This is a genomic window from Rathayibacter sp. AY1C9, assembly GCF_002932315.1.
GTDB lineage: Bacteria > Actinomycetota > Actinomycetes > Actinomycetales > Microbacteriaceae > Rathayibacter.
In genome coordinates this window covers 457,946-480,479 of the sequence record NZ_PSVZ01000001.1, presented here as the reverse complement: position 1 = coordinate 480,479, position 22,534 = coordinate 457,946, and the positions used below count along the sequence as shown (strand labels likewise).

Below are 22,534 nucleotides of genomic sequence, written 5' to 3'. Positions count from 1 at the left end.
ACGGGAAAAGGGTCCAGGTTCCGAGAGTTCGCAGTGTGCCGCCAGGCGGGAGCGCGCGGCGGCCGCCGGACGCCGTGGGCAGGGGTGCCGCCCTATGCTCGATCCGGTGACCAGGATCATCGCCGGATTCGCCGGCTCGCTCACCCTCCGGGTCCCGCGCGCGGGCACCCGCCCCACCAGCGACCGCGTGCGCGAGGCCGTCTTCTCGGCCCTCGAGGCCCGGGACGCCCTCGACGGCGCGACGGTGGTCGACCTCTACGCGGGCTCCGGCGCCCTCGGGCTCGAGTCGGCCAGCCGCGGAGCGAGCGCGGTCGTCCTGGTCGAGCGCGACCCGAAGGCCGCCCGGACCGCGGGCGAGAACGCACGGGCGATCGTGACCGCGGCTGCCAAGAACAAGCGGCCCGCCCCGCGGATCGAGGTGGTGACCGGCTCGGTCCGCTCCTTCCTCGACGGGTCCCCGGCCCTCAACACGGACACGGTGTTCCTCGACCCGCCCTACGACCTCGGCGAGGACGACCTCGCCGCCGATCTCGCCGGCGTGCTGCCGCTGCTGCGCGAGGACGCGGTGGTCGTCGTGGAGCGGAGCTCCCGCAGCCCGGAGCCGCGCTGGCCCGCGGGTCTGGAGCGGGAGCGGAGGAAGGACTACGGCGAGACCACGATCTGGTGGGCTTCACCGGCGTCGCCCGTCTCGCCCGCTTCCTCCGCGGCCGGCTGACCGGCCTCAGCCCGCGGCGCCGTCCCAGCCGAGGTACGGGTCCCAGCCCCCGCGCCCCTCGAGCGCGACCCCGCCCAGGCGCACCTCCGGGTCCCCCTCGCGGACGACCCCGAGCGGGACGAAGCCCTCCGGCAGCGCCGCGGCGGGCGGGAAGCACGCGAGCATCGCGTGGTCCTCGCCGCCTCCCAGCACCAACGCCCTCGCCAGGTCGAGGTCCACGCCCTCCACGCCCGTGAGCCCGCGCGCGTGCACGTCGACCGCCGCGGCATCGAGGTCGATCGCCACTCCGCTCGCACGCGCCATCCGACGGGCGTCGAGCACCACGCCGTCCGAGACGTCCATCATCGCGGTGGCGGTCCCGCCCGCGGCCTCGCCCGCGGAGATCGGCGCGGTCGGGCGCAGCTGCGCCTCGAGGAGGGACGGATGCCGCTCGCGGAGCCGGGCGGCGAGGTCGGCCGACGGCTCCCCGTCCCGCCGCGCCTGCTCGAACAGCAGGCGCAGCCCGAGCCCCGCTCGTCCCAGCGGACCGGCCACGGCGAGCACGTCCCCCGGCCTCGCACCGCTGCGGAGCACCGGCGGTCGTCCGTCGAGCGAGCCGAACGCCGTGATCGAGAGCGTCAGCGTCGCGGAGGCGGACAGGTCTCCCCCGACGACTCCGCATCCCGGCGCCATCGCGGCGCAGCCGGCGGCGAGGCCGCCCGCGATCCCCTCCAGCACGTCGACGCCCAGCGACTGGGGTGCCGCGAGCGCGACGACGAGCCCGGTGGGACGGGCCCCCATCGCCGCGACGTCGGCGAGGTTCGAGGCCGCCGCCTTCCAGCCCAGGTCCGCCGGGCGCGACCAGGCCAGCCGGAAGTCGGGGCCGTGCACCATCATGTCCGTGGTCACCACGAAGCGGCCGTCGGGAGCGCGCAGCACCGCGCAGTCGTCGCCGGGCCCGACCAGGGTCTCCGCGCCCGGGCCGCCGAGCCGGGCCAGCACCCTCGCGAGCACCTCGCCCTCGCTGAGCTCGGCCAGGGTGGGACTCCGATCCTCTGCCATGGTTCACACGCTAGCGTTGACGGCGATGTCCCCCCGCCGACTCCGCTCCCCCCTTCTCGCCGCCGCCGCCGTCCTGCTGCTCTCGGGCTGCTCGGCCAGCGTCGCCCTCGAGCCCGCCGCCGATGCGACGAGCACCGGCTGCGCGGAGGTCTCGGTGCGCCTGCCCGACGTGGTCGCGGAGCAGCCCGAGCGCGAGACGAACGCTCAGGGCACCGCCGCCTGGGGCACCCCGGCCGCCGTCATCCTCCACTGCGGAGTCGAGGTGCCCGGCCCGACGACGGACCTCTGCGTGAACGTCAGCGGAGTCGACTGGATCATCGACGAGACGCAGAAGGACGAGGACATCTACACGCTGACCACCTACGGTCGCGATCCCGCGGTGGAGATCACCGTCGACCAGAGCCGCGCGTCCGGATCCTCCGCCGCGCTCGACCTGGCGAACGCCGTCTCCTACGTCCCGCAGACGCGCGAGTGCACCGACGTCTCGGACGCCGACACCCTCGATCCGACGGACACGCCCACCGGCTGAGCTTCAGCGTCAGACGCCGAGGGCTCGACTCGCTGCGGTGAGCGCACCATCGGAGGTCGCCCCCAGCTCGCGCGCGCGGGACGCGAACACGGCGGCCGCGGCCTGCAGCTCGCGCTCCAGCGCGTCCACGCCTCCCGCGACGACCGTGCCCGCCCGGCCGCGCGTCTCGACCAGGCCCGCCGACTCCAGCTCCCGGTAGGAGCGGGCGACCGTCCCCGCGGCGACGCCCAGCGTCTCGGCCAGCGCGCGCACCGGCGGCAGCCGCGTGCCGACCGGCAGCTCGCCCGCGGCGATCAGAGCGGTGATCTGCTCACGGATCTGCTCGAAGGGCGCCGCGGCCGCGCCCGCCTCGACGCGGAGCGCGAGCGCCGACGTCATCGGGCGGCGACCGGGACGCGGTCGAGCGCCGAGTCGAGCAGCTCGCTGATCAGGTCCGGGTAGTCCACGCCGCTCGCGCCCCACATGCGCGGGAACATCGAGACCGGCGTGAAGCCGGGCATGGTGTTGATCTCGTTGACGACGAAGCCGTCGGCGGTGAGGAAGAAGTCGACCCGGGCGAGGCCCTCGGCTCCGATCGCGTCGAAGGCGCGGATCGCGAGGGACCGCATCTCGGAGAGCTCGCCGTCGGTGAGATCGGCCGGGCAGACCAGCTCGATGCCGGACGCCCCGAGGTACTTCGCCTCGAAGTCGTAGAAGCCGCGGCCGGTGACGACCACCTCGCCGGCGACGGAGGCGCGGGCCGGAGCACCGCGGCGGCCGCCGAGCACGCCGATCTCTACCTCGCGGCCGACGATGCCCGACTCGATCAGCACCCGCGAGTCGTGCGCGAACGCCTCCTCCAGCGCGGCCTCGAGCTGCTCGCGCTCGTCGATCCGGCTGACGCCCACGCTCGAGCCGGCCCGCGCCGGCTTCACGAACGCGGGCAGGCCCAGCTCGTCGAGGGCCGAGGAGGCGTCGCCCGGGTCGGCGCGCCACTCCGCCTCGGTCACGAGGTACCAGGGCGCCACCGCGAGGCCCGCGGCCCGCAGCACCGTCTTGGTGAAGTGCTTGTCCATGCCGAGCGCCGACGCGAGCACGCCCGAGCCGACGTAGGGCAGCCCGACGAGCTCGAGCATCCCCTGGACGGTGCCGTCCTCGCCCCACGGGCCGTGCAGGATCGGCAGCACCACGTCGACCTCGCCGAGCGAGCGCGTCGCGCCGTCCTCGGTCGTCACGGTGAGCTCACGCGAGAGGGCCGACTCCGGCCAGCGCACACGGGAGCCGTCGTCCTCGACGCGGGGCAGCGACGCGGCATCGAGAGCGAACTTCTCAGGACGGTCCTCCTCGAGCACGAAGGCGCCGTCGGAGGTGATCCCGACGGGGATCACCTCGAAGCGGTCACGGTCGATCGCCCGCAGCACCCCGGCCGCCGTTGCGCAGCTGATCGAGTGCTCGCTGGAGCGCCCCCCGAACAGAACGGCCACGCGGAGCTTGCTGGTCATCGAGGTTCCTCTCACCCTGTGGCTCGTCCGAATCCGTGGTCAGGTGCGGCGCGATGTCCTTCGGATCGAGCGTACCGGCGAGCACCTGCGACACCTGCTCGACGATGGGCATGTCGACTCCCCTGGCGCGCGCCAGCTCGAGGACCGGCGCGACGGAGGCGAGCCCCTCCGCCGTCTGCTGCATCGACTTCACCACGTCGGTGAAGCTGTAGCCCTGGCCGAGCAGGCGCCCGGCCGTGTTGTTGCGCGAGAGGGACGAGCTCGACGTCGCGATGAGGTCGCCGAGCCCAGCGAGTCCGGCCATCGTCTCGGCCCGTCCGCCGTACGCGACCGCGAAGTCGGTCATCTCGGCGAGACCGCGCGTGATGATCGATGCCTTCGTGTTCTCGCCGTAGCCGACGCCGTCGACGATGCCGATCGCCACGGCGATGAGGTTCTTCAGCACGCCGCCGAACTCGGTGCCGATCACGTCGGTGTTGACGTAGGAGCGGAAGTAGCGGTTGGTCGCCGCGAGAGCCACCTCCTGCGCGGTGACGAGGCTCTCGGAGGCGATGACCGCCGCGGTCGGCTGCTCCTTGGCGATCTCGAGGGCGAGGTTGGGCCCGGAGGCGACGGCGATCCGGTCGAGAGAGACCGGCAGCATCTGCGCGATCACCTCGCTCATCCGCTGGCCGGTGCCCTTCTCGACGCCCTTCATCAGGCTCACCAGCACCGTGCGCTCGGTGAGGAACGGCGTGATCGCCTCGAGGTTGCTCCGCAGCGACTGCGACGGGATGGAGAGGTAGACGTGGTCCGCGCCCTCCAGCGCCTCCTCGATGCGCGGCGTGGCCCGGATGTTGCGCGGGAGGTTGATGCCGGGGAGGTAGTCGCTGTTGCGCTTGGCCTCGGTGATCTCGCGGGCCAGCTCGGCGCGGCGCGCCCACATCACGACGTCGGAGCCGCCGTCGGCGAGGATCTTCGCGAACGTGGTGCCCCAGCTGCCGGCGCCGAGGACGGCGACGCGGCGGGGCACGGGGATGGGCGCCTTCCTACTGCTCGGACTCAAAGCGACCCGTGCCCTTCTGGTTGTGCTCGGAGGGGTTCCAGCGCTTCTCGGGCGCCGCCTCGCCGCGCAGCTCCTCGAGCAGGGCGGTGATCGCCGCCATCACGACCGCGGAGGCCTCGTTGAGTGTGGCGGAGTCGAGGCTGCGTCCGCGGAAGGCGGACAGGTCGACGGGGTCGCCGACGATCACGTCGACGCGCTTGCGGCGGAAGAGGGTGATCCGCTTGGAGTAGCGGCCCATCAGCTGCTGCGCGCCCCAGTGCGCGACCGGGACGACGGGCAGGCCGTACTGCAGCGCCATCCGCACCGCTCCCGTCTTGCCGCGCATCGGCCAGAGCTCGGGGTCGCGGGTGAGGGTGCCCTCGGGGTAGATGATGACCGAGCGGCCCTCGTCCACGAGAGCCTTGGCGGTCTTCAGCGGCTCGCTGCCGCGGACCGAGCCCGAGCGCTCGACGGGGATCTGCCCGGAGCCGCGCAGGATCGAGCCGAGCACGGGCACCGAGAACAGCGAGGCCTTGGCGAGGAAGCGCGGTGCGCGGCCGGCGCGCCACAGGGTCCAGCCCGTGATGATCGGGTCAATCTCGCTGTAGTGGTTCGGCGCGAACACGAAGGCTCCGGTGCTCGGGATCTTGTCGCCGTTCCGGATCCGCAGGTCGACCGAGGCGGTCATCACGGGGATCACCGCCGCCGCGAGGAACCAGAAGATGGACGGACGGCTTCGCTCAGACACCCGCCCATCCTCGCATCCCGCATCGGAGGGGCCGCGTCCCCACGCCCGGGAGCAGCGGGGCCCCGCGGTGGGAGGAGCGGCCCGGCCGCCGGGTACGGTACCGGCACGCCCCGTCCGCGTCGCCGCCCGTCGCCGTGGGACGCCGTCGGCCGAGCGCTCGGCCGCCTCGCCGACTCGCCGATCGCGCAGTCCGGCCTGGTGCTCCTGCTCGTGTGGGGAGTCGTGCTGCTCGCCACGCAGGCCGGACGCGACGCGGCCGCGCTCGGCGACGGCCTCCTGCTGACGCTCGCGGTCCTCGTCGGCGGCTCGGCGGCCGTCGCCCTCGTGATCGGCGGGGTCGACGCCCTCTGGCGCGTGGCGGTGGCACCGCTCGCCCACGTCGAGGCGGAGGCGACCGGCGGCGTCGCGGTCCTCGGACGCGGCCGGCTCGGAGCGGGCCTCCGTCGTGTCGAGCCGCGGTTCCCGCTGCCGACGCTGCGGCCCTACGCGGTGGTCGTGCCGCGCCGCCGGGGACTGACCGTCTCCTTCGGCGACTGGGGCGTCGTCGTGCCCTGGGCGCGGATCGCGCGGCTGGAGCGGCGGTGGGTGCTGGTGGGCCTGCGTCCGCGCGAGGCCCTCGAGGTCGTCCTGGCCGGCACGCGGCGCGGACGCCTCACGCTGGTCCTGGTCGAGTCGCCCGGACCGCTGAGCCTCCGTCCCGCGCCGGAGACGACGCTCGCGCTCCTCGAGAAGCGGATCCGGGGACGCCTGGAGGAGGACGCGGAACCGCCCGCGTGGGGCGCGCCCGGGCGCGACAGGACCCCGGGCCGCTGAGGACGGTCGTCCTCAGCGGCACCGGGGTCCCGGTGGGCGGCTACGCGTCGAGCGAGAAGTCGGCGCCCAGCAGCTCGAGCTTGGTGAGGAAGTTCTCGTAGCCGCGGCTGATGATGCCGACGTTCGAGACCGTCGAGGTGCCCTCGGCCGAGAGCGCCGCGATCAGGTGCGAGAAGCCGCCGCGCAGATCCGGCACGACGATGTCGGCGCCGTGCAGCTTCGAGGGTCCCGAGATCACGGCCGAGTGCATGAAGTTGCGCTGCCCGAAGCGGCAGGCCTGCCCGCCGAGGCACTCGCGGTGGATCTGGATGGTCGCGCCCATCTCGACGAGCGCGTCGACGAAGCCGAAGCGCTGCTCGTAGACGGTCTCGTGCACGATCGAGACGCCCTTGGCCTTCGTGAGCGCCACGACCAGCGGCTGCTGCCAGTCGGTCATGAAGCCGGGGTGCACGTCGGTCTCGATGATGACCGGCTTGAGCTCGCCGCCCGGGTGGTAGAAGCGGATGCCGTCCTCGGCGATCTCGAACGCGCCGCCGACCTTGCGGAAGACGTTGAGGAAGGTGGTCATCTCCTGCTGGCGGGCGCCGCCGACGAAGATGTCGCCGTCGGTCGCGAGGGCCGCGGCCGCCCAGGAGGCCGCCTCGTTGCGGTCGAAGAGCGCGCGGTGGGAGTAGCCGGTGAGCCGGTCCACGCCCTCGATGCGGATCACCCGGTCGGTGTCGACCGAGATGATGGCGCCCATCTTCTGCAGGATGTTGATCAGGTCCATGATCTCGGGCTCGATCGCCGCGCCCGAGAGCTCGGTGATGCCGGAGGCGCGCACCGCGGTCAGGAGGACCTGCTCGGTCGCTCCGACGCTCGGGTAGGGCAGCGACACCTTGGCGCCGTGCAGGCCCTCGGGTGCCGACATCCGGATGCCCGAGGGCAGCTTCTCGACGACGGCGCCGAAGTTGCGCAGCACCTCGAGGTGGTAGTCGATCGGGCGGTCGCCGATGCGGCAGCCGCCGAGGTCGGGGATGAACGCCTCGCCCAGGCGGTGCAGCAGCGGGCCGCAGAAGAGGATCGGGATGCGGCTGGAGCCGGCGTGCGCGTCGATGTCGGCGAAGTGCGCGGACTCGACGTTGGAGGGGTCGAGGATCAGCTCGCCCACCTCGGCGCCCTGCTTCACCTTGACGCCGTGGACTTCGAGCAGGCCCTTCACGACGCGGACGTCGCTGATGTCGGGCACGTCGCGGAGGGTGGAGGCGGTCTCGCCGAGCAGCGCCGCGACCATCGCCTTGGTGACCAGGTTCTTGGCCCCCTTGAGCTCGATCCGGCCCACCAGCGGTCGCCCGCCGTTGATGGTGATCCGCTCGGTCGTCATTCCCACCCGTGCTCCCGACGCCTTGGCGTCCTGCAGGGCCTTGGCGTCCTGAAGAAGTGTGTTCACGCTATTTCACCGGCAATGTCTTGGGCCGCCAGCTCTCGCGGCGGGTCTCGAATTCGGAAATGAGCGCTTCGTCGCGCAGGGTCAGGCCGATGTCGTCCAGGCCCTCGATCAGGCGCCATCGAGTGTAGTCGTCGATCTCGAAGTCGAAGGTCTCGCCACCGGCGGTGACCGTACGCGCAACCAGATCCACCGTCGGTTCTATTCCCGGGGTGCCCTCGATGATCTCCCACAGCCGCTCGACGTCGGGCTCCGAGACGACGGCCGCGAGCAGTCCCTGCTTGCCGGCGTTGCCCCGGAAGATGTCGCCGAAGCGGGGGGAGATGACGACCCGGAAGCCGAAGTCGCGCAGCGCCCAGACGGCGTGCTCGCGGCTGGAGCCGATGGCGAAGTCGGGGCCGGCGACGAGGATGCCGGCGCCGCGGTAGCGCTCCTGGTTGAGGACGAAGTCCGCGTCCTGCCGCCAGCCGTGGAAGAGCGCGTCCTCGAAGCCGGTCTTCGTGATGCGGCGGAGGTAGATGCCGGGGAGGATCTGGTCGGTGTCGACGTTGGCGCGCTTCAGGGGCGCGGCGATCGCGGTGACGGTCTCGAACTTCTGCACGGTCAGACTCCTGCTCTCTCGCGGACCGGCTCCAGATCGGAGGGACTGGAGAGGGTGCCGCGCACGGCCGTGGCCGCGGCGACGAGGGGCGAGACGAGGTGGGTCTTCGCCCCCTTGCCCTGACGACCCTCGAAGTTGCGGTTGGACGTGGAGGCCACGCGCTCCCCCAGGACGAGCTGGTCGGTGTTCATCCCGAGGCACATCGAGCAGCCGGCGAAGCGCCACTCCGCGCCGAACGCGGTGACGATCCGGTCGATCCCCTCGGCCTCGGCCTCGAGCCGCACCCGGGCGGAGCCGGGGACGACCATCACGCGGACGCCGGGGGCCTTGGTGCGCCCCTCGACGACGGCAGCGAAGGCCCGCAGGTCCTCGATCCGCGAGTTGGTGCAGGAGCCCATGAAGACCACGTCGACCGGGATCTCCTTCATCGGCGTGCCGGGCTCCAGCGCCATGTACTCCAGCGCTCGCAGAGCGCTGGCGCGCTCGTTCGGATCGTCGAGGACGTCAGGGTCCGGTACCGCCTGCGAGAGCGAGACGCCCTGGCCGGGGTTCGTGCCCCAGGTGACGAACGGCTCGAGCGCGTCGGCGTCGATCACGACCTCGGCGTCGAACACGGCGCCCTCGTCGCTCGGCAGCGTCCGCCAGTAGGCGACCGCGGCGTCCCAGTCCTCGCCCGCCGGAGCGTGCGGGCGGCCGTGCAGGTAGGCGAAGGTCGTCTCGTCCGGCGCGACCATGCCGGCCCGCGCACCCGCCTCGATCGACATGTTGCAGATCGTCATCCGGCCCTCCATCGAGAGCGCGCGGATCGCGGAGCCGCGGTACTCGAGGATGTAGCCCTGGCCGCCGCCGGTGCCGATGCGGGCGATGACCGCGAGGATGATGTCCTTGGCCGTCACCCCCTCCTTCAGCGTGCCCTCGACCGTGATCGCCATCGTCTTGAAGGGTTGCAGCGGCAGCGTCTGCGTCGCCATCACGTGCTCGACCTCGCTCGTGCCGATGCCGAAGGCGATCGCGCCGAACGCGCCGTGCGTGGAGGTGTGCGAGTCGCCGCAGACCACCGTGACGCCGGGCATCGTCAGGCCCAACTGGGGGCCGACGACATGCACGATGCCCTGCTCGACGTCGCCCAGGGAGTGCAGGCGGACGCCGAACTCGCCGGCGTTGCGGCGCAGCGCGTCGATCTGGGTGCGGCTGATCGGATCCTCGATGGGGCGTCCGATCTCGAGGGTCGGCGTGTTGTGGTCCTCGGTGGCGATGGTGAGGTCCGGCCGGCGCAGCGGGCGCCCCGCGGCACGCAGGCCGTCGAACGGCTGCGGGCTGGTCACCTCGTGCAGCAGGTGCAGGTCGATGTAGAGCAGGTCGGGAGCGCCGTTCTCGCCCGCGACGACGACGTGGTCGTCCCAGACCTTCTCGGCGAGGGTGCGCGGCTTCTCGGCTCTCCTGCCGGTCCCTGCTCCACTCGACGCGGGCGCGGCTGTGCCGGGTGTGGTCTCGATCATGACGGTTCCTTCTCCTCCTGGAGTCGCTGCTCGGCCGGGCGAGGCACCGCGACGAGGGAGGCCGTCAGTTCGAGGTCTCGTCGCGGCACGGAAGGAGGTGCGGGCCACTCAGCATGGACCGAGAATAGCACCGCGCTCCCCCGCCTCCCGGGCGGGCGCGGCACGGAGTCGCCCGGCTCAGGCGCGGGCGTCGAGCACGGCGTCGACGACGACGACGGTGACGTTGTCCCGTCCGCCGGCCTCGACCGCCGCACGCACGAGCGCCTGAGCGAGGTCGGCAGGGTCGCCGGAGTCGCGGCGGGCGAACAGGGCGGCGATCCGCTGGTCGGAGAGCTCCTTCGTCAGCCCGTCGGAGCAGAGCAGGTAGCTGGCGCGCGGCACGACGGGCAGCGTCCAGACGTCCGTCTCGACCTCCTCGTCGGCGCCGAGGGCGCGGGTGACGATGTTGCGGTCGGGATGCGACTCCGCCGACTCGGGGGTGAGCAGGCCGGCCGAGACGAGCTCCTGCACGGCGGAGTGGTCCACCGTCAGCTGCTGGAGTTCGGCACCGTCCCAGCGGTAGACGCGGGAGTCCCCGACGTTGAACAGCGCCCAGCGGGCCGGGCCCGCGGGCTCGGGGAGCACGAGCATCAGCCCGGTCAGCGTCGTGCCGCAGAGCGCACCGCCCACGTCGAGCGCGCGCACGGCCGTGTTGGCGCCCTCCACCAGGTCGAACACCGCGTCCACCGGACCCAGGCTCGTCGGCCGGTTCTCGCGCAGCGCCTCGACGGCGGCTGCGCTCGCGAGGTCCCCTCGTGCGTGCCCGCCCATCCCGTCCGCGACTGCCAGGAGCAGCTCGTCGGCGAGGAGGGCGTCCTCGTTGACGCGGCGGACGGCGCCGACGTCGGTGCTGCTGCTGACGGCGAGCCGCAGCGCCCCCTGGGGCAGGTCGACCGTGGTCGTCGTCATCGCGGGATCACTTCTCCTCGGCGGAGGACCGGGCGTCGTCCGCGACGACCTCGGGGTGCCCGTCGTGCAGCTGGATGTGGCGGTGCTCGCGGCGCATCTTCGCCAGGCTCGCCAGCGTCGCCACGGTCATGCTCAGCACGATGACCACGAGCGAGGTGATCGTGTCGATGTCCCACACCGGCACCGGCTCGCCCCCGTTGAGGAAGGGCAGGTCGTTCTCGTGCAGGGCGTGCAGGACGAGCTTCACGCCGATGAAGGCGAGGATGAACGCGATCCCGTACTTGAGGTACTCGAGCTTGTCGATCAGCCCGCCGAGCAGGAAGTAGAGCTGGCGGAGCCCCATCAGCGCGAAGACGTTCGCGGTGAACACGATGAAGGGGCTCTCGGTGATGCCGAAGATCGCCGGGATCGAGTCGAGCGCGAAGAGCAGGTCGGTCGAGCCGATCGCGAGGAACACGATCAGCATCGGCGTGAAGTGGCGCGTGCCGTCGATCGTGGTGCGGATCCTGGAGCCGTCGAACGAGTCCGAGATCTTGACGCGGCGGCGCAGGAGCCGGATGAGCAGGTTGTCGGTGCCCTCGTCCTCGTCCTCCGCGCCGAACGCCTGGTTCCAGGCCGTGTAGACCAGGAACGCGCCGAAGAGGTAGAAGATCCAGCTGAAGCTCTCGATGAGCTGCGCGCCGAGCAGGATGAAGACGCCGCGGAAGACCAGCGCGATGATGATGCCCACCATCAGCACCTCCTGCTGGAGCTTCGCCGGCACCGCGAAGCGGCCCATGATGATGACGAAGACGAACAGGTTGTCGACCGAGAGGCTGTACTCGGTCAGCCAGCCTGCGACGAACTGGCCGGCCAGCTCGCCGCCGCCGAGGATCAGCATCAGCAGCGCGAACACGAGCGCCAGCGACACGTAGAAGCCGACCCACAGCCCCGACTCCTTCAGGCTCGGCACGTGCGGGCGCTTGTAGACCAGCAGCAGGTCGGCGGCGAGGATCAGGCTCAGGACGACGAACGAGCCGATCACGAACCAGACGGGCAGATCGAGCATGGGGGCCTTCCGAGTGGATGAGGGGCCGAAAGTCTCTCCCCGGGGAGCGGACGGCCGTGCCGGTCCGCGTCACCCGTCCCGCCCCGGCGCCGCGCAGGGGCGGTGCGTACTGACGGGAGCGGAAAGGTCGGGATACTCCCCTTCGCGGATGCGATCCTAGCGCCGATCCGGCCGGGCACCGCCGCGGGCGGGAAAGCCGGACCGGGGTGGACACCGGAGCGTTAAACGAGAAGAACCCCCGGGATGACCGGGGGTTCTTCTCGTGTTGCCGTGGTGACCCCAGCGGGATTTGAACCCGCGTTACCGCCGTGAGAGGGCGACGTCCTAGGCCGCTAAACGATGGGGCCGCGTTTTTGCAACTCGAAGAGTGTTGCACACGGATCCGCATCCGTGCAAATCGAGCGGCCCGCCGATCCGCTCGCCGACCCGCAGGCCCTTGCCCGCCGCTCGCCGACGCGGTTGGCTCGGAGGATGAGACTGACGAAACTCGAGCACGCGAGCGTCCTGATCGAGGAGGGCGGCGCCCGGCTCGTCCTCGACCCCGGCTCCTTCACCCGGCCCGTCGAGGGGACGGCCGGGACCGTCGCCGTGGTGATCACGCACGAGCACGCCGACCACTGGACCCCGGAGCAGCTGCGGCGCCTGCGCGACGCGGCCCCGTCGCTCCGGATCCTCGGCCCGGCCGGGGTCGCCGCCGCGGCCGAGGGCTTCGACGTCGAGACGGTCGCCGACGGCGATGTCGTGACGGTGGGCCCGTTCGAGCTGCGCTTCTTCGGCTCCCGTCACGCGGTGATCCACCGGAGCATCCCCGTCATCGACAACGTGGGCGTCCTCGTCAGCGGCCGCGTCTACTACGCCGGCGACTCCTTCACCGTCCCCGAGGGCGTCGACGTCGAGGTCCTCGCGGCCCCGTCGGGCGCGCCGTGGATGAAGATCGCCGAGGCGATGGACTACGTGCTCGAGATCGCGCCGCGGCACGCCTTCGCGACCCACGAGCAGGTCCTCTCGGAGGCGGGACGCGCGCTCGGCCACGACCGGCTCGGCTGGGCCGTGCGCGAGGGGGGCGGGGAGTACCACGCGCTCGAGCCCGGCGACGTGCTCGAGCTCTGACGCCGGGGACGACGACGGCCGGGTCGGGGGCGAGCCCCGGCCCGGCCGTCGTCGCGATCCGCTAGCGGATCAGTAGTACTCGCCCTGGCGGTAGTCCCAGGAGTTGAACTGCTCGGCGAGGTTCAGCATGATGCGCTCGTAGTCGAGCCCGCGGCGGATGAGCACGGGACCCGGGGTGATCGAGCGCTCGCCGCCCTGCACCGGGATGAGGGCGCCCGAGGCGTCCACCATCGAGACCATGACGCCCTGCTCGTGGCGGGAGTCCTCGTCCTTGTCCGGCTGGATCGAGGAGACGTAGGAGTCGGCCGAGACGATGACGTCGGCCTCGTTCTCGATCCGCTCGCCGATGTTCGCGACGCGGCCGCGGTTGCCCACGCCCGAGGGGTTGGCCGAGCTGGCGAAGGTGAGGGTGCGGTCGCGCTCCCACATGGTGGCGACCAGCTGCTCGGCCGGGCGGCCGAAGCGGATGACGAAGCAGCTGGTGCCCCGTCCGTCGCGGACCAGCTCGCGGGCGTCCTCGTCGATCAGGTCGACGGCCTCGGCCTTCCACGGGAGGATGCAGCCGAGCAGGACGTCCTGGTCCCAGTGCTTCTGGTAGAAGGCGAGGACCTCCTCGTTGAGCTCGGCGAGCTCGGTGAGCTGCTCGATGCTGGAGCAGAGCACGACGCCCGGCTTGTTGCGGTTGCGCTGCTTGGCCGAGAACTTGCGCTCGAGGCCCGCTCCGTCGGTCGTCATCAGGATGTAGCCGACCTTGGTCGCGCAGACGACCAGTCCACCGGGGGCGTAGAGCGCGTCCACCGCTTCCGCAGGAGCCTGCTCACGCCATTCGATCACCGTCGTGCTGGTCATTCTTTCCCTTTCGTGGTGTCCAGAGACGCCATGGGCGGGGCCCCGGCCGAGCGGAAGCCTAGCGGATCGCCTCCCGTCGTCCGCGGCGGTGATGCCGCGAACGGACGCGCACCGGGCTCCGGATCGACTCCGGTGCCCGGTGCGCGCCCGTCCGCGCCGCGCGCGCCGACGGGACGGCTCAGGCGAGGGCCGTGAGCGAGCCTCGCGCGAGCGTGTTGACGGTCAGATGGAAGCCGACCAGCGAGGCCGGAGTCGACTCGTCGACCGGCAGCGTCGGCACTCCGAGCGCGTGCACCGTGAAGAGGTAGCGGTGCGGGCGGTCACCGGGCGGCGGGGCCGCACCGGCGTAGGCGAGCGACCCGAGGTCGTTGAGCGCCGGGCGCCCCACTTCCGTCGAGCCGGCGGCCAGCTCGGTGACCTCCTTCGGGATGTCGACCAGGACCCAGTGGTGGATGCCGCCGAGGGTCGGCGCATCGGGGTCGAACACGGTCACGGCGTACGACTGCGTGCCCTCGGGGCCGGCGCTCCAGCGCAGGGACGGGCTGGTGTCGCCGCTCCCCTGGGCCTCGGCGAGCCGCTCGCCGTCGGTCACGTCGTCGCTGGACACCTCCAGGGGCGCCGTCGCGGGCAGGAAGTCGAGCGGGTGCGGGGGCGTGCTCCTGGTCAGATCGGTCATGTCGTTCTCCTTCTCTCTCAGTCGGTGACTCGGCCGCGGACGCCGTCGAGCCAGTAGTCGGAGTGGCGGTCCGCGGTCGCCGCCTCGCGGAACGAGTACGTCTTCAGCAGCCAGCGGAAGCGGGTCTTGTCGCGGTCCTGGACGTCGACGAGCTGACGGCTGTGCAGGCCGTCCTGGTTCGCGATGATCAGCAGGTCCGCGTCGCGGATCCGGTGGTACTGCTCGCTGACCTTCGAGAGCGCATCGCGGAACTGCCAGAGCGCCCACAGGTGCGGCAGGTCGTCCGGGTCGGCCGGCACCGTCCGGGTGTCGTAGTAGCGGAAGCTGTGCTCGTTCTCGAGCAGAGCGTGCTGGTCCGACACGATCTGGTTCTTGTTCTGGGCGCGCGAGAGCTCGTCGAACGGGGTGATGTAGACCGCCTCGCGCAGGAGCGCCTGGTTCTCGGGTGAGATGAAGCGCAGGATCTCGCGGCCGTCGACGTACTTCGTGTAGACGAGGTCGGTCTCGGGCGTGCGCAGTCCCAGGAGCGAGATGAAGTCGGCGCGCACCGGGTGCGCGGTCCGCTCGTTGTGCCAGTACAGCTCGCCGTCGGTCTTCTGCGTCTGGGTGTTCGAGAAGCGGTTGTCGGCGTAGACGTCCTGGAAGAAGTCGCCGTTGTTGCGGGTGGCGTACGCGAGCAGCGGCGAGCCGAGGTACTGCGACTGCAGCTCGAGCAGGCCCTCGCCGACGAACGTCAGCTTCTTGCGGTACTTGTCCTCGAGCGCGTCGTCCTGGTCGAGCCAGGGGATCTCGTCGTCGACCGGGTTGTTCGAGATCAGGTGCGCGTAGGTGATCTTCTCGTCGCGCTCGCGCCGGATGCGGGCGAGCGCGTCGACGAAGCCCTGCGGGACGTCGCCGCTGTCGATCAGCGCGGCGATCGCGTCGCGGAAGCGGTCGTAGTCCTTGTAGGGGTCGATGGCGACCGCCAGCAGCGACTGCTGGAGGGTCGATCTGTCGGAATCGGAGAACGTGTAGATGGGCTGCATTGCTTCACTCCTTGCACGTGGATGAGGGACGCCGCCGGCGGGCTCTTCCCGGACTTCCTCTGTCACTCCGCTTCCGCGGTGACGGCCCTCCTCTCCTGTCGTCGCATCGAGACGGCCCCGATCGTCTGCGCGAGGACCGCGAGGACGACGAGGACGATGAGGGTCGGCGCGGTCCCTCCCGTGAGGGGGACGAGTATCCCGGCGCCGACGAGCAGGACGGCCTGGAGGATCCCCTGGTTGCGCTCCAGTCCGCGCATCACCGCGACCCGGGCGCCGTCCTCGAGCCCGTTCATCGCCGGCGCCAGGGCGATCATCGTCGCGGGCCGCACGAAGCCGCCCGCGATCCCGAGCAGGGCCAGTCCGGCGATCGCGGCGCCGAGCACCCCGAGGGTGGTCAGGGCGAGGCCCAGCACCTGGGTGAGCGCCGTCAGCCGGAAGACCAGGGGCGTGCCGGCGATGAGCGGCGAGAGCCGGGCGGCGGCCAGGCCGGCGAGCGTGTAGAGGCCGAGCACCAGGCCGAACGCGGGCAGCGTCAGACGCAGCTCCTGGAACAGCAGCAGCGGGATCACGAAGGTGTAAGCGGCGAGCAGGACGGCGCGGTTCACGGAGTAGTAGAGGGACCAGAAGCGCACCGCGGCGGGCAGGACGGCCGGCCGCACGGCGCGCGCCGCCACTCCCGAGGCGGCGCTCGCGCCGAGCGGCAGGCGGGCAAGGAGCACCACGGCCAGCGCGGCGCACGACACGAGCGCGCTGAGGAGGAACGGCAGCCGGTCCCAGAGCGCGAGCGAGGCGGCCCCGAGCACTCCCGCGCCGAAGGAGGCGAGGAACATTCCGCTCTGCACCCGCGTCTCCTGGCGGCGAGCATCGGCTCCGGCGCGCAGCGAGGAGGCCAGCGCGGCGTCCCGCCCGGCCGTCAGCGAGAAGCCGCAGCCGGCGAGCAGCTGGCTGATCACGACGGCGACCGGATCCGCGTCCAGCACGATCACGACGAGGCCCAGTGCCTTCACGCCCTCGCCGACGACGAGCGCGCCCGCCGAGGACAGGCGGCGTGTGAGCGGCGAGAGCGGGCCGTCGGCGAGCGCCGCCACCACTCCGTAGAGCGCCAGCAGCAGCGCCACGGCCAGGATCGGGTAGCCCCGCGCCAGCAGGAACACCGCGACCACGGGCAGGTGGAAGTAGGCGCGCGAGACGATCCGGTAGACCGTGATCAGCCCGGCGGCGCTGCGGCCGCGCGGGGCGTCCCCGCGCCCGAGGTCAGACAAGGGAGGGCACGACGACGCGCAGTGCGTCGGCGCCCACGTCGCCCTGACGGACGATCGACGCGCCGCCCACGAGGGAGACGATCGTGCTGCTCATCGTGGAGTCGGGGGCGGTGGTGCTGCGGATCAGGTAGTCGCTGTCGCCGCCGAGGTGCTCCGCGGCGAGGTCGAAGTCGACGAGTCCGGTCGACACCGTGCCGCTGATGTTGGCGGAGGTGGCCGCGAGCGGCAGGCCCGCGAATATCGAGAGCAGGTTGATCGGGGCGCTGAGGTTGTGCACGACCGACACCGTGTCCTGGCCCGAGGTGACCCAGTCCGGGACGACGGGCTTGCGGCGCAGGATGACGTTCAGCGGCCCCGGCCAGAACGCTGCGACGAGCGCGTCCATGTCGGCCGTCTCCGGGGCGAAGGCCCAGGTCGCCCAGTCGCGGGGCGCGGAGACGAAGAGGGTGAGCGGCTTCGCGCCGTCCCGCTTCTTCATGTCGTAGAGGCGGAAGCAGGCGCTGCGCGAGAAGGGGCTGGCGAACACGCCGTAGTTCGTGTCGGTCTGCGCGATGACGGTCGCGCCCTCGCGGAGCTCCTGCCCGACGCGCCGGAGCTCGTCGAGATCGGTCGCGTCGATGATCTGTGCCGTCATGGGTAGTGCTCCTGCTGCGCTCGGGCGCGTCCGGGCGGGGCCGGATCGCGTCGCTGTCGTGTGGCCCGCTGACGGCGGCGCCCCACGGAGGGCGCCTGGCGGGTCGGACGGCGGAGGCCGTCCGGATGCGGGTGACCACGGAGGAGAGATGCGGCTGCGTCCTCCCCCCGAGGACGTCTGCCCGGTGAAAGTAGCAGGGTGCGCATCCGGCCCGCGTGTTCGCGACGCTGCATGACGAAAGAAGTCGTCGACGTCGGGGAGCAGGGTCGGGGATCGGTATGTTCCGCTGACGCGCCGCGTCTCCGCGGCGTTCTCCCGGCTCCGCGGATCCGCGCGATCGTCCGTCTGGCGGCGCACCACGGCCGGGGCTGGACGGCTCGCGGCGACCCGGTCTCCGGGCCCTCCCGCTCCTCGACAGAAGGACCGCCCATGACCGACTACTGGCCCGTGCTCCTCATCCTGCTCACGATCGTGGCCGTCGTGGTCCTGATCGTCGTGCTGAAGGTCGAGCCGGTGATCGCCCTCCTCGTCTCGGCCCTCGGGCTCGGCCTCGTCTCGGGGCAGGGCGGCGAGGGGACGGTGACCGCGATGACGTCCGGATTCGGCGCGGTCCTCGGCGACATCGGCCTGCTGATCGCGCTCGGCCTGCTGCTCGGATCGCTCCTGGAGGCGCTGGGCGTGGCCCCGCTGCTCGCCCGCTGGCTCGTGAAGCGCTTCGGTCGGCGCGCGCTCCCGGTCGCCTACGCGCTGACCCTGGGCGTCGCCTTCCCCTCGATCTACTCCGACGTGCTGGTCGTGATGAGCGCACCGCTGACTCGTCTGGCCTCGCGGGGGCTCGGTGCCGGTGGCTACGGGCTGCTGGCCGGCTCCTCCATCGTCGGGATGATCGTGGGCGTGGTCTTCGTCGTCCCCGGAGCCGCCGCGCTGGCCACGGCAGGCATCGCGGGCGCTCCCCTGCCGTCGATGGTCGCCATCGGCGCCCCGCTGGGCATCGTCACCATCGTGCTGACCGTGCTGGTGTACAGCGCCCTGGTGAAGCGCGGCGGCTGGCGGGACGAGCGCGACCTCGAGGGCGGGGCGGTCCCGGGGCCCGCTCTCGAGCCCGAGGCGGGCGCGGCCACGGGAGGCACGGCGCTCGCGACGCGGCGGGTGCCGCTCGCGCTGGCCGTCGCTCCGATCGCCCTCACCATCGTGCTGATCGCCGCGAACTCGCTCACCCAGCTGGCCGAGCTCGACGTCCCCCTCCTGCGGTTCCTCGGCGACGCGCACATCGCGCTGCTGGCCGGCTTGGTGCTGGCCTACGCGACGGCACTGCGGACGCTCCCGAAGGGCGCCGTGGCCACGGCACTGGGCGGAGCACTGACCCGCAGCGGCCCGATCGTCGTCCTGACCGGGGTCAGCGGCAGCCTCGCCGCCGTGGTCGGAGGAACCGGGGTCGGCGACGCGCTCGCCGGCGCCTTCGACGGGCGGGCCCTCTCGCCGATCCTGCTCACCTGGGTCGTCGCGGCCGTGCTGCACGCGGCGATCGGCTCGGTCTCGACGGCCGCGATCACCGCGGTCGGCATCGTCGCCCCGCTGATCCCCGTGCTCGACGTGAACCCGGCGCTGATCGCCCTGGCCGCCGGCTCCGGCGCGCTCTTCCTCGGGATGGTCAACGCCAACGCGTTCTGGCTCTTCAAGTCCGTGCTCGGCCTCACCGTGCGGGGCACGTTCACCGCCTACTCGCTGACGCTCTCGATCGCCTCGGTGATCTCGCTGCTGGCGCTGCTGGTGGCGGGAACGTTCGTCTGAGCGTCGGCCGGCCCCCACGAGGCCACGCTCGCGAGGTCGGCGCCGAACTCGACCCGGAGGCGCACGGGCGCGCCCCCGCGCAGCACGCCCGGCAGCCAGAGGCGGGCGTCATCCCACATCCGCTCGAACGGCACCTCCTCGACCGGGACGAAGGCGGCGGCGAGCTCGCTCGACTCGGTGACCTCGCCGGTGACGCGGCGGCAGAGGAAGACGTGCGAGCGCTGGCTCCAGGCCGGCCGGTGCGGGAAGGAGTAGTCGAGCACGCCGCGCGGCTCCAGATCGGCCGCTCGGGCGACGAGCCCGGCCTCCTCCTGCAGTTCGCGGACGGCCGCGTCGACGGGCGACTCCCCGGGCTCGAGCTTGCCGCCGGGGGCGACCACGCGGCCCTCGCCGAGGCCCCTGCGCTTGCAGCCGAGGAGCACCTCCGCGCCCCGCGGGCCGTCGCGGAGGACGTAGACGACGCAGACCTCGGGCAGCCCCACCGCGCACCTCCGCTCCGACGGGCCGGGAGCCCGGCACCGCCGTCGTAGGCTAGCCCGGTGACGACGACCGCGCTCGAGCGCTTCCAGGCCCTGCTGCGCGTCGACACCGTGTCCCACTCGGACGAGTCGGCGACCGACTGGAGCCGCTTCCACGCCTTCCGGGAGCTCGTCGCCGAGCTCTACCCGGCGCTGCACGCGGCGCTGGAGTCCGAGACCGTCGCCGGCCACTCCCTCCTCTGGCACTGGCGGGGCGAGGAGCCTGGCGAGCCGGCCGTGCTGATGGCCCACTACGACGTGGTCAGCGTGACGGCGGCGGAATGGTCGCACGACCCGTTCGCGGCCGAGACGGTCGTCGCCGCGGACGGCCGCACCTCCGTCGTGGCGCGCGGCGCCCTCGACGACAAGGGCTCCCTCGTCGCCCTCCTCGAGGCGGTCGAGGCGGCCGTCCTGCGGGGCGAGCGGCCCCGGCACGACGTGTACCTCCTCTCCACGCACAACGAGGAGACGGCGGGCGACGGCGCCCCCTCGGTCGTCGCCCTGCTCGGCGCGCGCGGGGTCCGCCCGCGCCTCGTGCTCGACGAGGGCGGGAACGTGCGGCGCGGCATCCTGCCCGGAGTCACGACCCCCCTCGCCGTGATCGGGGTCACCGAGCGCGGGATCATGAACCTCGAGCTGACCTGCCGCGACGTCGGCGGCCACGCCTCCGCTCCGCCGCCCCCGCCCGGGCTGCTCGCCACCCAGCGGCTCGCGAGGGCGATCCACCGCCTGACCGAGAACCCGTTCCCCTCGACCCTCCCGGAGCCGATCGCCCAGCTGGTGCGCGCGGCGGCCGACCACGCGGACGCGGCCCACGCCGTCTGGTACGCCCGCCCGCACGAGCACCCGGACGCCGTCGTCGGCGCGCTCGCCGCCCACTCCAACCGCTCGGCCGCGATGCTGCGGACGACGGTCGCGATCACCGAGCTGCGCGGCAGCACCGGAGCGAACGTCCTCGCCTCCAGCGCCAGCGCCACCGCGAACGTGCGGATCAACCCGGGCGGCACCGTGGCGGGCGTGGTCGAGCGCATCCGCGCCGTCATCGACGACCCGGAGGTCGAGGTCGAGGTGAAGGTCGCCCACGAGCCCTCCCCCGTCTCCCCCACCGGCGAGCGCGGCGACGGCGGGCCGTACGACCTGCTCCGCGCGGTCGTGCAGGAGTCGTTCCCGGAGGCGGTCGTCGCTCCGTACGTGCAGACCGGCGGCAGCGACGCGCGGCACTTCCACGCGATCAGCGACCACGTCTACCGCTTCATCCCGTTCGAGATCAGCCCGCGGCAGCAGCTCGGGATCCACGGGGTCGACGAGTCGGTCGAGGCCGACCAGTTCGAGCGCGCGATCGCCTTCTACGCGCGCCTGCTCGCGCGGCTCTGAGCCCGGCGTCGGGACCGCCGGGTCGGAGGAGGACATCGGAGCGGCGTCCCTGGCACAACCTGGGAGAACCGTTCGATGACGCGCCGACCGGTGTTGGCCCGGAGTTCACCCCGCGATGATGGACTGATCGCAGCGGGGTCGCCTCCGCTGGAGCAGTGCGCAAGTGCCGACGCCGGGTCGCGTGATCCGGCTCCCGCCGATCGTGGAACCCGAGGATCATGTCCCTCCGCCAGGCCGAGTACCCCCGGCCCAACCACTTCATCCTTCACCTGAGCGACACCCACTTCATCGCCGGAGACGGCGGCCTGTACGGCTCCGACGTCGACAGCGAGGCCCAGCTGCGGCTCCTGTTCGACGAGCTGGAGGCGTCCGGCGGACGTCCGGAGGCCGTCGTCATCACGGGTGATCTCGCCGACAAGGGCGAGCCGGAGGCGTACGCGAAGCTGCGCGCCGTCGTCGAGCCCGCGGCCGCACGCCTCGGCGCCGAGGTGATCTGGGTGATGGGCAACCACGACGACCGCGGCGCGTTCCGCTCGGGGCTGCTCGACCAGCTCCCGACCACGCAGCCGGTCGACCGCGTGCACGACGTCAACGGGCTCCGGATCATCGCGCTGGACTCCACCGTGCCCGGCGCCCACTACGGCGAGATCTCGGACGCGCAGCTCGACTGGCTGGCGGAGGAGCTCTCCAGCCCGGCCCCGCACGGCACGATCCTCGCGCTGCACCACCCGCCGGTGCCGAGCGTGCTCGACCTCTCGGTCCTCGTGGAGCTGCGCGACCAGCCCGCCCTCGCGGAGGTGCTCGAGGGCTCCGACGTCCGCAGCATCATCGCGGGCCACCTGCACTACTCGTCGACGGCGATGTTCGCCGGCATCCCGGTCTCGGTCGCGTCGGCCACCTGCTACACCCAGGACCTCAACGTGCCGGTCGGCGCGACACGCGCCCGCAACGGCGCCCAGGCGTTCAACCTGATCCACGTCTACGACGGCACGGTGCTGCACTCGGTGGTGCCGATCGGCGCCTCGACCGAGGTGTCGTACGTTTCGGCGGACGAGACGCAGCGGATCCTCGCGGACCGCGGCGTCGAGATCGCCGCGGCGACGGCGGCTCCGGTCGCGCGCGACGAGGCGCTGTACCCGCCGCTCGTGGAGCCGGTGGGCGTCAGCGCGTAGCGACGCGACGGGGCGTCGGGGTCGCCCCGACGCCTCCGGGCGCCGCGTCGACCGCGTCCTCGGACACGGCCGGCGGTATCAGCGCCCGCCGGCGCGGTCCCGCGCGAACAGCCATCCGGCGAACGCCAGCGCCGCGGCCAGCGCGACGCCCACGCCGACGCCCGCTCCCACTCCGATGCCCGGGAACACGAGCGAGCTCGCCAGGCCGAGAAGCAGCCCGGCAACCGCTCCCCCGACGGCCCAGCCCACG

24 protein-coding genes and 1 tRNA gene are annotated in these 22,534 nt (G+C 72.5%); 7 read left to right on the top strand and 18 right to left on the bottom strand.

The window, feature by feature from the left end; all coding sequences use genetic code 11:
• Window positions 1–106 precede the first annotated feature (106 nt).
• Window positions 107–715 (top strand): RsmD family RNA methyltransferase, encoded by a 609-nt coding sequence (locus C5D09_RS02250; protein ID WP_104223136.1) that lies wholly within the window; start codon window positions 107–109, stop codon window positions 713–715.
• 6 nt (window positions 716–721) lie between these two features.
• Here C5D09_RS02250 and thiL read toward each other — a convergent pair whose 3' ends face one another.
• Complete coding sequence (gene thiL, locus C5D09_RS02245; RefSeq protein ID WP_104225623.1) at window positions 722–1,756, bottom strand: thiamine-phosphate kinase; 1,035 nt, start codon at window positions 1,754–1,756, stop codon at window positions 722–724.
• 25 nt (window positions 1,757–1,781) lie between these two features.
• Here thiL and C5D09_RS02240 point away from each other — a divergent pair, with 25 nt between their 5' ends.
• A complete protein-coding gene (locus C5D09_RS02240) occupies window positions 1,782–2,285 on the top strand; it encodes a DUF3515 family protein (RefSeq protein ID WP_104223096.1) in 504 nt (167 codons plus the stop codon).
• 9 nt (window positions 2,286–2,294) lie between these two features.
• Here the strand turns inward: C5D09_RS02240 and C5D09_RS02235 are convergent, their stop codons facing one another.
• From C5D09_RS02235 to C5D09_RS02220, 4 genes are read right to left on the bottom strand one after another with little or no spacing between them, the layout of a single operon-like run.
• Entirely contained in the window at window positions 2,295–2,663 is a 369-nt protein-coding gene (locus C5D09_RS02235) for a GntR family transcriptional regulator (RefSeq protein ID WP_104223095.1), read from the bottom strand.
• Window positions 2,660–3,766: a D-alanine--D-alanine ligase family protein gene (locus tag C5D09_RS02230; protein ID WP_104223094.1), complete on the bottom strand. Its 1,107-nt coding sequence runs from the start codon at window positions 3,764–3,766 to the stop codon at window positions 2,660–2,662. Before C5D09_RS02230 ends, C5D09_RS02235 begins: the two co-directional genes overlap by 4 nt.
• Window positions 3,663–4,778, bottom strand: a complete 1,116-nt coding sequence (locus tag C5D09_RS02225; RefSeq protein WP_181027083.1) for an NAD(P)H-dependent glycerol-3-phosphate dehydrogenase — start codon at window positions 4,776–4,778, stop codon at window positions 3,663–3,665. The genes C5D09_RS02230 and C5D09_RS02225 overlap by 104 nt, the downstream gene beginning before the upstream one ends.
• A gap of 16 nt (window positions 4,779–4,794) precedes the next feature.
• Window positions 4,795–5,538 carry a 1-acyl-sn-glycerol-3-phosphate acyltransferase gene (locus C5D09_RS02220; RefSeq protein ID WP_244229445.1) on the bottom strand — a complete coding sequence of 248 codons (744 nt, stop codon included), beginning with the start codon at window positions 5,536–5,538 and terminating at the stop codon, window positions 4,795–4,797.
• Window positions 5,539–5,736: 198 nt separating this feature from the next.
• Between C5D09_RS02220 and C5D09_RS02215 the strand changes: the two genes are divergently transcribed.
• Window positions 5,737–6,351, top strand: coding sequence for a hypothetical protein (locus C5D09_RS02215; protein WP_104233771.1), 615 nt, complete (start codon window positions 5,737–5,739; stop codon window positions 6,349–6,351).
• Between the two features lie 40 nt (window positions 6,352–6,391).
• On the opposite strand, the gene murA is transcribed toward C5D09_RS02215, so the two are convergent.
• The 6 genes from murA to C5D09_RS02185 all read right to left on the bottom strand — a co-directional run bounded on the left by murA (window position 6,392) and on the right by C5D09_RS02185 (window position 12,220).
• Window positions 6,392–7,714, bottom strand: coding sequence for a UDP-N-acetylglucosamine 1-carboxyvinyltransferase (gene murA, locus C5D09_RS02210; RefSeq protein WP_181067970.1), 1,323 nt, complete (start codon window positions 7,712–7,714; stop codon window positions 6,392–6,394).
• 67 nt (window positions 7,715–7,781) lie between these two features.
• Window positions 7,782–8,378 carry a 3-isopropylmalate dehydratase small subunit gene (gene leuD / locus C5D09_RS02205; RefSeq protein WP_104223089.1) on the bottom strand — a complete coding sequence of 199 codons (597 nt, stop codon included), beginning with the start codon at window positions 8,376–8,378 and terminating at the stop codon, window positions 7,782–7,784.
• A 2-nt stretch (window positions 8,379–8,380) separates the two neighbouring features.
• Window positions 8,381–9,877 (bottom strand): 3-isopropylmalate dehydratase large subunit, encoded by a 1,497-nt coding sequence (gene leuC / locus C5D09_RS02200; protein ID WP_104223088.1) that lies wholly within the window; start codon window positions 9,875–9,877, stop codon window positions 8,381–8,383.
• 177 nt (window positions 9,878–10,054) lie between these two features.
• A complete protein-coding gene (locus C5D09_RS02195) occupies window positions 10,055–10,825 on the bottom strand; it encodes a PP2C family serine/threonine-protein phosphatase (protein ID WP_104223087.1) in 771 nt (256 codons plus the stop codon).
• 7 nt (window positions 10,826–10,832) lie between these two features.
• The gene (locus tag C5D09_RS02190) at window positions 10,833–11,873 is read right to left on the bottom strand and encodes a TerC family protein (RefSeq protein ID WP_104223086.1); all 1,041 of its coding nucleotides are present in this window, start codon (window positions 11,871–11,873) and stop codon (window positions 10,833–10,835) included.
• 271 nt (window positions 11,874–12,144) lie between these two features.
• A tRNA-Glu gene (locus C5D09_RS02185) sits at window positions 12,145–12,220 on the bottom strand.
• Between the two features lie 124 nt (window positions 12,221–12,344).
• Between C5D09_RS02185 and C5D09_RS02180 the strand changes: the two genes are divergently transcribed.
• Window positions 12,345–12,983: an MBL fold metallo-hydrolase gene (locus C5D09_RS02180; protein ID WP_104246552.1), complete on the top strand. Its 639-nt coding sequence runs from the start codon at window positions 12,345–12,347 to the stop codon at window positions 12,981–12,983.
• 69 nt (window positions 12,984–13,052) lie between these two features.
• Here C5D09_RS02180 and C5D09_RS02175 read toward each other — a convergent pair whose 3' ends face one another.
• From C5D09_RS02175 to C5D09_RS02155, 5 genes are all read right to left on the bottom strand, one after another.
• Window positions 13,053–13,832 carry an L-threonylcarbamoyladenylate synthase gene (locus tag C5D09_RS02175; protein WP_104223084.1) on the bottom strand — a complete coding sequence of 260 codons (780 nt, stop codon included), beginning with the start codon at window positions 13,830–13,832 and terminating at the stop codon, window positions 13,053–13,055.
• 178 nt (window positions 13,833–14,010) lie between these two features.
• Window positions 14,011–14,508, bottom strand: coding sequence for a YbhB/YbcL family Raf kinase inhibitor-like protein (locus C5D09_RS02170; protein WP_104223083.1), 498 nt, complete (start codon window positions 14,506–14,508; stop codon window positions 14,011–14,013).
• A gap of 17 nt (window positions 14,509–14,525) precedes the next feature.
• A complete protein-coding gene (locus C5D09_RS02165; protein WP_104268507.1) occupies window positions 14,526–15,533 on the bottom strand; it encodes a TauD/TfdA family dioxygenase in 1,008 nt (335 codons plus the stop codon).
• A gap of 62 nt (window positions 15,534–15,595) precedes the next feature.
• Window positions 15,596–16,795, bottom strand: a complete 1,200-nt coding sequence (locus C5D09_RS02160) for a hypothetical protein (RefSeq protein WP_104225617.1) — start codon at window positions 16,793–16,795, stop codon at window positions 15,596–15,598.
• On the bottom strand, window positions 16,788–17,429 hold the full coding sequence (locus tag C5D09_RS02155) for an L-threonylcarbamoyladenylate synthase (RefSeq protein ID WP_104225616.1): 642 nt from the start codon (window positions 17,427–17,429) through the stop codon (window positions 16,788–16,790). The genes C5D09_RS02160 and C5D09_RS02155 overlap by 8 nt, the downstream gene beginning before the upstream one ends.
• Before the next feature lie 429 nt (window positions 17,430–17,858).
• On the opposite strand from C5D09_RS02155, the gene C5D09_RS02150 reads away from it, so the two are divergent.
• The gene (locus C5D09_RS02150; RefSeq protein WP_181028702.1) at window positions 17,859–19,220 is read left to right on the top strand and encodes a GntP family permease; all 1,362 of its coding nucleotides are present in this window, start codon (window positions 17,859–17,861) and stop codon (window positions 19,218–19,220) included.
• Here C5D09_RS02150 and C5D09_RS02145 read toward each other — a convergent pair.
• Window positions 19,148–19,702: an 8-oxo-dGTP diphosphatase gene (locus C5D09_RS02145; RefSeq protein ID WP_181133804.1), complete on the bottom strand. Its 555-nt coding sequence runs from the start codon at window positions 19,700–19,702 to the stop codon at window positions 19,148–19,150. The genes C5D09_RS02150 and C5D09_RS02145 overlap by 73 nt on opposite strands.
• 57 nt (window positions 19,703–19,759) lie before the next feature.
• On the opposite strand from C5D09_RS02145, the gene C5D09_RS02140 reads away from it, so the two are divergent.
• Window positions 19,760–21,112, top strand: a complete 1,353-nt coding sequence (locus tag C5D09_RS02140) for a M20/M25/M40 family metallo-hydrolase (RefSeq protein WP_104268505.1) — start codon at window positions 19,760–19,762, stop codon at window positions 21,110–21,112.
• A 218-nt stretch (window positions 21,113–21,330) separates the two neighbouring features.
• Window positions 21,331–22,284 carry a phosphodiesterase gene (locus C5D09_RS02135; protein WP_104268504.1) on the top strand — a complete coding sequence of 318 codons (954 nt, stop codon included), beginning with the start codon at window positions 21,331–21,333 and terminating at the stop codon, window positions 22,282–22,284.
• Between the two features lie 78 nt (window positions 22,285–22,362).
• On the opposite strand, the gene C5D09_RS17335 is transcribed toward C5D09_RS02135, so the two are convergent.
• The gene (locus tag C5D09_RS17335) at window positions 22,363–22,533 is read right to left on the bottom strand and encodes a hypothetical protein (RefSeq protein ID WP_159939285.1); all 171 of its coding nucleotides are present in this window, start codon (window positions 22,531–22,533) and stop codon (window positions 22,363–22,365) included.
• Window position 22,534: the final 1 nt, after the last annotated feature.

What these genes read in the sequence shown, in the direction of transcription:
- thiL (WP_104225623.1), bottom strand. Translation starts at nt 1,756, where the DNA reads ATGGCAGAGGATCGGAGTCCCACCCTGGCCGAGCTCAGCGAGGGCGAG.
- C5D09_RS02240 (WP_104223096.1), top strand. Translation starts at nt 1,782, where the DNA reads ATGTCCCCCCGCCGACTCCGCTCCCCCCTTCTCGCCGCCGCCGCCGTC.
- C5D09_RS02235 (WP_104223095.1), bottom strand. Translation starts at nt 2,663, where the DNA reads ATGACGTCGGCGCTCGCGCTCCGCGTCGAGGCGGGCGCGGCCGCGGCG.
- C5D09_RS02230 (WP_104223094.1), bottom strand. Translation starts at nt 3,766, where the DNA reads ATGACCAGCAAGCTCCGCGTGGCCGTTCTGTTCGGGGGGCGCTCCAGC.
- murA (WP_181067970.1), bottom strand. Translation starts at nt 7,714, where the DNA reads ATGACGACCGAGCGGATCACCATCAACGGCGGGCGACCGCTGGTGGGC.
- leuC (WP_104223088.1), bottom strand. Translation starts at nt 9,877, where the DNA reads ATGATCGAGACCACACCCGGCACAGCCGCGCCCGCGTCGAGTGGAGCA.
- C5D09_RS02195 (WP_104223087.1), bottom strand. Translation starts at nt 10,825, where the DNA reads ATGACGACGACCACGGTCGACCTGCCCCAGGGGGCGCTGCGGCTCGCC.
- C5D09_RS02190 (WP_104223086.1), bottom strand. Translation starts at nt 11,873, where the DNA reads ATGCTCGATCTGCCCGTCTGGTTCGTGATCGGCTCGTTCGTCGTCCTG.
- C5D09_RS02180 (WP_104246552.1), top strand. Translation starts at nt 12,345, where the DNA reads ATGAGACTGACGAAACTCGAGCACGCGAGCGTCCTGATCGAGGAGGGC.
- C5D09_RS02175 (WP_104223084.1), bottom strand. Translation starts at nt 13,832, where the DNA reads ATGACCAGCACGACGGTGATCGAATGGCGTGAGCAGGCTCCTGCGGAA.
- C5D09_RS02170 (WP_104223083.1), bottom strand. Translation starts at nt 14,508, where the DNA reads ATGACCGATCTGACCAGGAGCACGCCCCCGCACCCGCTCGACTTCCTG.
- C5D09_RS02165 (WP_104268507.1), bottom strand. Translation starts at nt 15,533, where the DNA reads ATGCAGCCCATCTACACGTTCTCCGATTCCGACAGATCGACCCTCCAG.
- C5D09_RS02155 (WP_104225616.1), bottom strand. Translation starts at nt 17,429, where the DNA reads ATGACGGCACAGATCATCGACGCGACCGATCTCGACGAGCTCCGGCGC.
- C5D09_RS02150 (WP_181028702.1), top strand. Translation starts at nt 17,859, where the DNA reads ATGACCGACTACTGGCCCGTGCTCCTCATCCTGCTCACGATCGTGGCC.
- C5D09_RS02135 (WP_104268504.1), top strand. Translation starts at nt 21,331, where the DNA reads ATGTCCCTCCGCCAGGCCGAGTACCCCCGGCCCAACCACTTCATCCTT.